We start from the raw sequence: 8,665 nt of genomic DNA, 5'->3' as shown, positions 1-8,665 counted from the left end.
CCCGGTCCGCGCGGTCGAGGCCGACAGCCGGTCCCGGCAGAACGCCCAGCGCCGCAAGGAGAAAGCCGAGGCCCTCGCCGGGGCCGCCGCCGCCGAGGCCGCGAAGCTCACACCCGCCCAGGCGTTCGACGAGCTGTACGCGTACGCCTCCCCCGCGCTCGTACGCCAGACGTATCTGCTCACCGGGCGGCGCACCCTCGCCCAGGAGTCCGTCGAGCGCGCCTTTCATCTGGCCTGGCACCGGTGGCCCGAGGTCGCCGTCGACCGCGATCCCGCCGGCTGGGTGCGGGGCGCGGCGTACGACTACGCGACGTCGCCCTGGCACCGGCTCCGCCGCGCCCACCGGCATCCGGACCCGCCCAACGGCGAGCGCGAGGGGCGCGCGCTGCGCCGGGCGCTGCTCGACCTGCCGCCGATGTACCGGCGCACGCTGCTGCTCTACGACGGTCTGGGGCTCGACCTGCCCGAGACCGCCGCCGAGACCGAGGCCACCACCCCGGCCGCCGCGAACCGGCTGCTGCACGCGCGCGAGGCGGTTTCCGAGCGGCTGCCCGACCTCGGGGACGCGGAAGCCCTGCACGAGCGGCTGAGCGAGTTGACGGAGACGGTCTCCGCGCCGGCGGTCGCGAGCGCGTCCGCCGTGCGGCTGGGCAGCGAGCGCCGCGCCAAGTTCTGGACGCGCGCCGCGATCGCCGTCACCGTGCTGATCATCGGGGCGACGGCCTACACGGTGGTCACGGCGCCGAGGCAGTACGAGCCGACGCCCGCGCCCGGCCAGCGGGTCGGCGGCGTCCCGGCGCCGATGGGACCGCAGAAGCTGAGCAAGCAGGACCTGAAGCTGCGCGACAAGCTCCGCGCCGTGCCGCTGAACGGGCCGGGGCGGCTGCTGCCCCGGATCCCCTGACGACCTCCCCCGCCGCCGCCGTCCTCGCCGGGGGACGAGAACGCGCGTGGGCCCGCACCACCTGAAAGGTGCGGGCCCACGCGCGTTGTGCGGCGGTACAACTGCCGTACTCCGTACGACCGTACCGCCAAGTGTCAGCCCGCGAGAATGGCGCGGGCCAGAACGGCCGTCTCGGTCGGCGTCTTGCCGACCTTGACGCCCGCGGCCTCAAGGGCCTCCTTCTTGGCCGCCGCGGTGCCCGACGAGCCAGAGACGATGGCGCCGGCGTGGCCCATCGTCTTGCCCTCGGGCGCCGTGAAGCCCGCGACGTAGCCGACGACCGGCTTGGTCACGTGCTTGGCGATGAAGTCGGCCGCGCGCTCCTCGGCGTCGCCGCCGATCTCGCCGATCATCACGATGAGGTCGGTGTCGGGGTCGGCCTCGAACGCCTCCAGCGCGTCGATGTGCGTCGTACCGATGACCGGGTCGCCGCCGATGCCGATGGCGGACGAGAAGCCGATGTCACGCAGCTCGTACATCATCTGGTAGGTCAGCGTGCCGGACTTGGACACGAGACCGATGCGGCCGGGCTTGGTGATGTCGCCCGGGATGATGCCGGCGTTGGACTGGCCGGGCGTGATGAGGCCGGGGCAGTTCGGGCCGATGATCCGGGTCTTGTTGCCCTTGCTCGACGCGTACGCCCAGAAGGCGGCGGAGTCGTGCACCGCGATGCCCTCGGTGATGACGACGGCGAGACCGATCTCGGCGTCGATGGCCTCGACGACCGCGGCCTTGGCGTGGGCCGGCGGCACGAAGAGGACGGACACGTTGGCGCCGGTCTTCTCGATCGCTTCCTTGACGGAGCCGAACACCGGAACGTCGGTGCCGTCGAAGTCGACGGACGTACCGGCCTTGCGCGGGTTGACTCCGCCGACGATGTTGGTGCCGTCAGCGAGCATGAGCTTGGTGTGCTTCATGCCGGTGGCACCGGTCATCCCCTGGACGATGACCTTGCTTTCCTTGGTCAGGAAAATAGCCATGGTGTTGGTGACCTTTACCTTTACTTCGCAGCCGCGAGCTCGGCGGCCTTGTCGGCCGCGCCGTCCATGGTGTCCACGCGCTGTACGAGCGGGTGGTTGGCGTCCGAGAGGATCTTGCGACCCAGCTCCGCGTTGTTGCCGTCGAGGCGCACGACCAGGGGCTTGCTGACCGTCTCGCCCTTGGACTTGAGCAGCTCCAGGGCCTGGACGATGCCGTTGGCGACCTCGTCGCACGCGGTGATGCCGCCGAAGACGTTGACGAAGACGGACCTGACGTCCGGGTCGCCGAGGATGATCTCCAGGCCGTTCGCCATGACCTCGGCCGACGCGCCGCCGCCGATGTCGAGGAAGTTGGCGGGCTTCACGCCGCCGTGGGCCTCGCCCGCGTAGGCGACGACGTCGAGGGTGCTCATGACGAGCCCCGCGCCGTTGCCGATGATGCCGACCTCGCCGTCGAGCTTGACGTAGTTGAGGTTCTTGGCCTTGGCGGCGGCCTCAAGAGGGTTGGCCGCGGCCTTGTCCTCAAGAGCCTCGTGGTCGGGCTGGCGGAAGTCGGCGTTCTCATCGAGCGAGACCTTGCCGTCCAGCGCGATGATCTTGCCGTCACCGGACTTGATCAGCGGGTTGACCTCGACGAGCAGGGCGTCTTCCTTGATGAAGACGGTCCACAGCTGCTGGAGGACGTCGGCGACCTGGCCGGCGATCTCGGCCGGGAACTTCGCGGCGGCGACGATCTCGGCCGCCTTCTCCGGGGTGCAGCCCTCGTTGGCGTCGACCGGGATCTTGGCGAGCGCGTCGGGGTTCTCCTCGGCGACGACCTCGATCTCCACGCCGCCCTCGACGGAGGCCATGGCCAGGAAGGTGCGGTTGGTGCGGTCGAGGAGGAAGGAGACGTAATACTCCTCCGCGATGTCCGCCGTCTGGGCCAGCATCACCTTGTGGACCGTGTGGCCCTTGATGTCCATGCCCAGAATGGCGTCGGCCTTGGCGACCGCGTCGGCCGGGTCGGAGGCCAGCTTCACGCCGCCGGCCTTGCCTCGGCCGCCGACCTTGACCTGCGCCTTGACGACAGCCTTGCCGCCGAGACGCGTCGTCACCTCGCGCGCCGCCTCAGGCGTTTCGATGACTTCACCGGCCAGCACCGGTACACCGTGCTTGGCGAAGAGGTCCCTCGCCTGGTACTCGAACAGGTCCACGCGCGTCCGTCCCTTGTCTGTCTTCTAAGATTCGCAGTGATCGCGGTTCGTAATCTGCGTGGGCGTGCCGCGATGGGCAACGTGACTGCACTTGTCACAAGGAAGGCGCAGAGGGAGTCCCGGAGCGCGGCATGTCCGTCTCGCAGGTTATCCCCGAGGGCCGTGGACCCCTAAATCACAGATCACCCCTGAGCGGTGATACCTGTCACAGACACGGGTCCGGCGGACACGGCGGACAGACATAGGGGGCCTACGGCCGGGTCGCCGTGTCCGGTATCGGCAGGGGCCGCTTCTCGATCGCCGCCGCCATTACTTCCGGGAACAGGTCCGGGGTGCAGGCGAAGGCCGGTGCGCCGAGTGCGGCCAGCGCCGCCGCGTGGTCGCGGTCGTAGGCGGGCGCGCCCTCGTCGGACAGGGCGAGCAGTGCCACGAACCGCACGCCGGACGCCTTCATCGCCGCGACCCGCTTCAGCATCTCGTCGCGGATGCCGCCCTCGTAGAGATCGCTGATCAGTACGACGACGGTGTCGGCGGGCCGGGTGATCTGCGACTGGCAGTAGGCGAGGGCGCGGTTGATGTCCGTGCCGCCGCCGAGCTGGGTGCCGAACAGGACGTCGACGGGGTCGTCCAGTTGGTCAGTGAGGTCGACGACCGCGGTGTCGAAGACAACGAGGCGGGTGGAGATGGAGCGCATCGAGGCGAGGACGGCGCCGAAGACGGAGGCGTAGACGACGGACGCCGCCATCGACCCGGACTGGTCGATGCAGAGGACGACCTCCTTCTTCACGGACTGCGAGGCGCGGCCGTATCCGATGAGGCGTTCGGGGACGATCGTGCCGTACTCCGGCAGGTAGTTCTTGAGATTCGCGCGGATCGTGCGGTCCCAGTCGATGTCCCGGTGGCGCGGCCGGTTGATCCGCGCGGAGCGGTCGAGGGCGCCGGTGAGCGTGGCCCGGGTGCGGGTGGCGAGCCGCTTCTCGATGTCGGCGACGACCTTCCGTACGACGGCGCGCGCCGTCTCCTTGGTCGTCTCGGGCATGGCCTTGTTGAGCGAGAGGAGCGTGCCGACGAGATGGACGTCCGCCTCGACGGCCTCCAGCATCTCCGGTTCGAGCAGGAGCGCGGAGAGTCCCAGCCGCTGGATCGCGTCGCGCTGCATGACCTGCACGACGGAGCTGGGGAAGTAGTTGCGGATGTCGCCGAGCCAGCGGGCGACCGAGGGGGCGGAGGCGCCGAGTCCCGCGGAGCGGTTGCCGCCGCCCTTCCTGGACGCGCCGGTGCCGCCGCCTCCGTAGAGAGCGGTCAGCGCGCCGTCCATCGCCGCGTCCTGGCCGGTGAGCGAGCGTCCGGTGCCGTCGGCCGCCTCGCCGCCGAGGACCAGCCGCCAGCGCCTCAGCCGCTCGTCGGCCGCCTCGCGGGGCGTGTCGTGGGTCGTGTTGTGGGCCGTGTCGCCCGCGGCGTTGCCGACCGCGTCTTCCGTCGTCCCGGCCGTGGTCATCGGGCCACCTCCGCAAGATCGTTGTCGGTGTTCTTCCGAAGGTCGTCCGGAGAGGCGACGGCTCCGCCGAGGAGCAGGCGCAGGACCGGCAGGACCGCGTCCGCGCGGGCCTCGTCGACGGCGGCTCCGAAGCCGGGGATCCCCGCCTCGGCACGGCCGGTCCGCGCGCCGCCGCCCGCCGGTCCGCGCCGGACCAACTCGCCGAGCGTGCGGCGCACTCCGGGCTCGTACGCGGAGAACGTACGGCGCAGCAGGGGCAGTACGTCGGTGAACGAGCCGTCCGGCACTCCCGTCAGCCAGGTGTCCACGAGCCCGAGCAGCCGTTCGTCGTGGACCAGGAGCATGCCGCCGCCGGACGCTCCTCCGACGAACCCCTCGATCCAGGCCGCCGCGTCGGCCGGCGGGGTGCCGGGCGACAGGGCGAGGCCCATGAGACGCGCGGCCTCGTCCTCCGGGAGGCGCCCGTCGTCCAGGAGCAGCCGGGTGGATCTGCCCCGGATGACACCGGGCACGGTGTCCCGCCCGGCCAGCTTGCGCAGGACGGCGCCCCAGCGCCCGGCCAGGTCCCCGGCGGGGCGGTCGGGGGCGTCGGGCAGGAGTCCGATGGCGGTGTGGACGCTGTCGAGGTGGCCTCGCATCTCGGCCGCGCCGTCCGCGTCGAGCCCGGCGCAGGCGGGCGGCAGCCCGACACAGATCCGCTCGGCGAGCCCGGCGGCGACCTCGCCGAGGGCCGCCGTGTCGGTGGACCGTACGTCTCCGTAGCGCAGCGAGCGGGCGAGCGCGGGCAGTGCCTGGGCGAGGTGGCCCACGTCGGCGTCGAGCGCGGCGCGGTCGGCGAGCGCCTTCATCACCACGGGCAGCGCCTCGGTCAGTTCGGCCAGGAGGCACTGCTCGGCGAGAGTCGTGACGTCGGAGAGCGCGGTCGCCGACACCGCCCGTGACTCGGCCTTGGCGGTGGCCGCCGAGAGGACCGTGGTGCCCCAGACCCCGGCCTCGGCGACCCGCACGTACAGCTCGGGCTCCCAACGCAGCCGCCAGCTCTCGCGGAACGTGCCCGTGCTGCCGCGGCCCGTGGCAGCCTCGCCCCAGCCGATGCCGAGCAGCCGCAGTCGGTGCAGCATCCTGCTCCGGCCCGCGTCGGTCTCCTTACGGAGGTCGAGGTCCAGCTCGCGCTCCAGTGCTTCCGGCTTCAGCCGCAGCGAACGCTGGAGCCGGGTCAGATCGCGTTGCAGCGGCACGGCCGGGGCGGAGTCGGGGACCTCGCCCAGGACGTCCCCGACGATGAGCCGGTCCCTGATGAGCGCGAGCGGCACGTCGGACCCGTCGCACATGACGGCACGGATCGCGTCGGTGGTCTCGGTGAGTCCGGCGAGCGGCCGGCCGCGCAGGGTGGCCAGGGTCTCGGCGAGCCGGACGGCCTCGATGACATGGGCGGAGGAGATGGGCCGGTCCTCCTCGCGCAGCAGACCGGCGACCTTGGTCATCCAGCGCGTCACGGGGCGGTCGGGTGCGCCGAAGAGGTGTCCGTACCAACCGGGAGAGTCGATGCCGGCGCCGTAACCGCTGTCTCTGGCCAGCCGGTGGTGGGTCCACGGCACCCAGGTCATCTCGGACTTGACCTTGGGCAGTCCTTTGAGGAGCGCGCGGTCGGCGGTGGCCGTGGTCCCCGGGCCGAGCGCGGGCACATGCCAGGCGCCGCAGACGACGGCGACCCGGTCGTCGCCGAACTCCTTGCGCGCGGCTCGGAGTTGGATCCGCATGTACGCCTCGCGGACCAGGTCACGCCGGTGCCCGCCGTCGCCGTACTCCTCGCGCAGGGCGCCCATCGCCTCGCCGAGGGCGGCGAACGGCGCGAACGGGTCGTCGGCGGCCGTGCTGTCGCGGTGCTCCACGACGTCTTCCCACCACCGCTCGGCGTCGTCGTAGCCGGCGGTTTCGGCGAGGACGGCGAGCGGATCGATGCGCAACGCCCGGGCACGGGAATCGCCCCCGGGGCCTGTCTCGGGGCCGCGCTCGGGGCCGCGCTCGGGGCCGCGCTCACCGTCCGCCCGGCCGTCCGGCGTCTCGTCCCCGTCCGTGAACGCCAGCGAGTGCGTCGCGGGAAGGTCGATGAAGCGGACCGGGACACCGTGGGCGAGGGCCCAGCGGATCGCGACCCACTCGGGGGAGAACTCGGCCAGCGGCCAGAACGCCGCACGCCCCGGATCGTCCACGGCGTGCGCGAGCAGCGCGACGGGCGGGCGCATCCCGGGGTCCCCCGCGAGGGACACCAGCGCGTCGCCCTCGGGCGGGCCTTCGATCAGGACGGCCAGCGGGGACGCCGCGTCGAGCGCGGCCCGTACGGCGCGGGCGGAGCCGGGCCCGTGGTGCCGCACGCCGAGCAGCAGCGGCCCGCTCCCGGCCGGCCAGGCCGGAGGCGTGTCGGTGGCCGGGGTCGCGCCGGCCGTCGCGTCCGGGTCGCGGACCGGCGTCGTCATGCGCCGACCTCTCGGCAGGCGCGGTAGAAGTCCTTCCAGCCGTCCCGCTCGCGCACGACCGTTTCCACGTACTCCTGCCAGATCACCCGGTCGGCCGCCGGGTCGCGGACGACGGCGCCGAGGATGCCCGACGCGACGTCACCGGGGCGCAGCACACCGTCGCCGAAGTGCGCCGCGAGCGCGAGGCCGTTGGTGACGACGGAGATCGCCTCGGCCGTCGAGAGCGTCCCGGACGGGGACTTGATCTTCGTACGGCCGTCGGCCGTGACGCCGTCACGCAACTCGCGGAAGACCGTGACGACCCGGCGGATCTCGGCGATGCCTTCGAGACCGCCCGGCAGGTCGAGCGAGCGCCCGATCTGGTCGACGCGCCGCGAGACAATGTCGACCTCCGCCTCGGCGGTGGCGGGCAGCGGCAGGACGACGGTGTTGAAGCGGCGGCGCAGCGCGCTCGACAGGTCGTTGATCCCCCGGTCGCGGTCGTTGGCGGTGGCGATCACGTTGAACCCGCGGACGGCCTGGATCTCCTGCCCCAACTCCGGGATCGGCAGGGTCTTCTCGGACAGGATCGTGATGAGCGAGTCCTGTACGTCGGCGGGGATACGGGTCAGCTCCTCGACCCGGGCGGTCATGCCTTCCGCCATGGCGCGCATGACGGGGCTGGAGACGAGCGCGTCCCGGCTCGGGCCGTGGGCGAGCAGTCGCGCGTAGTTCCACCCGTACCGGATGGCCTCCTCGGGCGTACCCGCCGTCCCCTGCACCAGCAGCGTCGAGTCGCCGCTGACGGCGGCGGCCAGATGCTCGGAGACCCAGGTCTTGGCGGTGCCCGGTACGCCGAGGAGCAGTAGCGCGCGGTCGGTGGCGAGGGTGGTGACGGCGACCTCGATGATCCTGCGCGGGCCCACGTACTTCGGCGTGATGACCGTGCCGTCGGGGAGCGTGCCGCCGAGGAGATACGTCGCGACCGCCCAGGGCGACAGCCGCCACCTGGCCGGCCGGGGCCGGTCGTCGGCGGCGGCGAGCGCCCCCAGTTCGTCGGCGAAGGCGTCCTCGGCGTGCGGTCGCAGGACCTCGGCGCCGACGGTCCCGCCGACCGTCTCGGGAGCTGTCCCGGCGGTCGTCGCACTCGTTTCGGGCATGGTCATGGATCCCCCTCCAGATCGTTCGACCGGCTAGGGGATCCACGGTGCACCATGCCACTGACAATCGGCCGTTTCCGCAGGTCGGAGCCGATTGTCAGTGGTGGCGCCTAACGTCGTGGACATGGATAACGCGGGGGTGCGCTGGACGACGGAACAGGTGCTGGCCCTGGCTCCTGACGCCGCGTCACGCAAGGCGGGGGCCAGGCTGAGCGCGGCCGGTCCGTGGTCCGGCGCGGGCAGCAGTGACGAGGGTGCCGTGTGGGGGCTGTGCAAGGGGAGCGGCCAGAAGCCGTATCGGACGGTGATAGACACGAAGGGCCCCGCGTACACGTGCAGTTGCCCAAGCCGGAAGTTCCCGTGCAAGCACGCGCTGGGGCTGCTGCTGCTCTGGGCGGCCGAGGGGACCTCCACCGTCAGGACGGTCGCGGA

General features: G+C 72.1%; 7 protein-coding genes. 2 read left to right on the top strand and 5 right to left on the bottom strand.

The features are described 5' to 3' along the window. The coding region (locus tag P3L51_RS33345) for a SigE family RNA polymerase sigma factor (protein WP_494338553.1) at positions 1–904 on the top strand (904 nt) is incomplete at its 5' end. Positions 905–1,038: 134 nt separating this feature from the next. Here P3L51_RS33345 and sucD read toward each other — a convergent pair. From sucD to P3L51_RS33320, 5 genes are all read right to left on the bottom strand, one after another. Next, positions 1,039–1,923 carry a succinate--CoA ligase subunit alpha gene (gene sucD, locus P3L51_RS33340; protein ID WP_354609091.1) on the bottom strand — a complete coding sequence of 295 codons (885 nt, stop codon included), beginning with the start codon at positions 1,921–1,923 and terminating at the stop codon, positions 1,039–1,041. A gap of 20 nt (positions 1,924–1,943) precedes the next feature. Then, positions 1,944–3,119: an ADP-forming succinate--CoA ligase subunit beta gene (sucC, locus tag P3L51_RS33335; RefSeq protein WP_354609090.1), complete on the bottom strand. Its 1,176-nt coding sequence runs from the start codon at positions 3,117–3,119 to the stop codon at positions 1,944–1,946. A 250-nt stretch (positions 3,120–3,369) separates the two neighbouring features. Continuing rightward, positions 3,370–4,617 carry a VWA domain-containing protein gene (locus P3L51_RS33330; protein WP_354609089.1) on the bottom strand — a complete coding sequence of 416 codons (1,248 nt, stop codon included), beginning with the start codon at positions 4,615–4,617 and terminating at the stop codon, positions 3,370–3,372. Further along, positions 4,614–7,094 (bottom strand): DUF5682 family protein, encoded by a 2,481-nt coding sequence (locus tag P3L51_RS33325; RefSeq protein WP_354609088.1) that lies wholly within the window; start codon positions 7,092–7,094, stop codon positions 4,614–4,616. The genes P3L51_RS33330 and P3L51_RS33325 overlap by 4 nt, the downstream gene beginning before the upstream one ends. Beyond that, complete coding sequence (locus tag P3L51_RS33320; RefSeq protein ID WP_354609087.1) at positions 7,091–8,239, bottom strand: ATP-binding protein; 1,149 nt, start codon at positions 8,237–8,239, stop codon at positions 7,091–7,093. The genes P3L51_RS33325 and P3L51_RS33320 overlap by 4 nt, the downstream gene beginning before the upstream one ends. Positions 8,240–8,357: 118 nt before the next feature. Here P3L51_RS33320 and P3L51_RS33315 point away from each other — a divergent pair. Then, the coding region (locus P3L51_RS33315; RefSeq protein ID WP_354609086.1) for an SWIM zinc finger family protein at positions 8,358–8,665 on the top strand (308 nt) is incomplete at its 3' end.

The sequence above is a fragment of the Streptomyces panacea genome (genome assembly GCF_040560175.1).
In the GTDB taxonomy this organism is placed as follows: Bacteria; Actinomycetota; Actinomycetes; order Streptomycetales; family Streptomycetaceae; genus Streptomyces; species Streptomyces panacea.
Note: the sequence above shows the minus strand (reverse complement) of the source record. Positions and strands in the feature narration are given on the sequence as shown.

Bases quoted from the DNA above. Each gene is read 5' to 3' on its own strand.
- sucD (WP_354609091.1), bottom strand. From the start codon at position 1,923: ATGGCTATTTTCCTGACCAAGGAAAGCAAGGTCATCGTCCAGGGGATG.
- P3L51_RS33330 (WP_354609089.1), bottom strand. From the start codon at position 4,617: ATGACCACGGCCGGGACGACGGAAGACGCGGTCGGCAACGCCGCGGGC.
- P3L51_RS33325 (WP_354609088.1), bottom strand. From the start codon at position 7,094: ATGACGACGCCGGTCCGCGACCCGGACGCGACGGCCGGCGCGACCCCG.
- P3L51_RS33320 (WP_354609087.1), bottom strand. From the start codon at position 8,239: ATGACCATGCCCGAAACGAGTGCGACGACCGCCGGGACAGCTCCCGAG.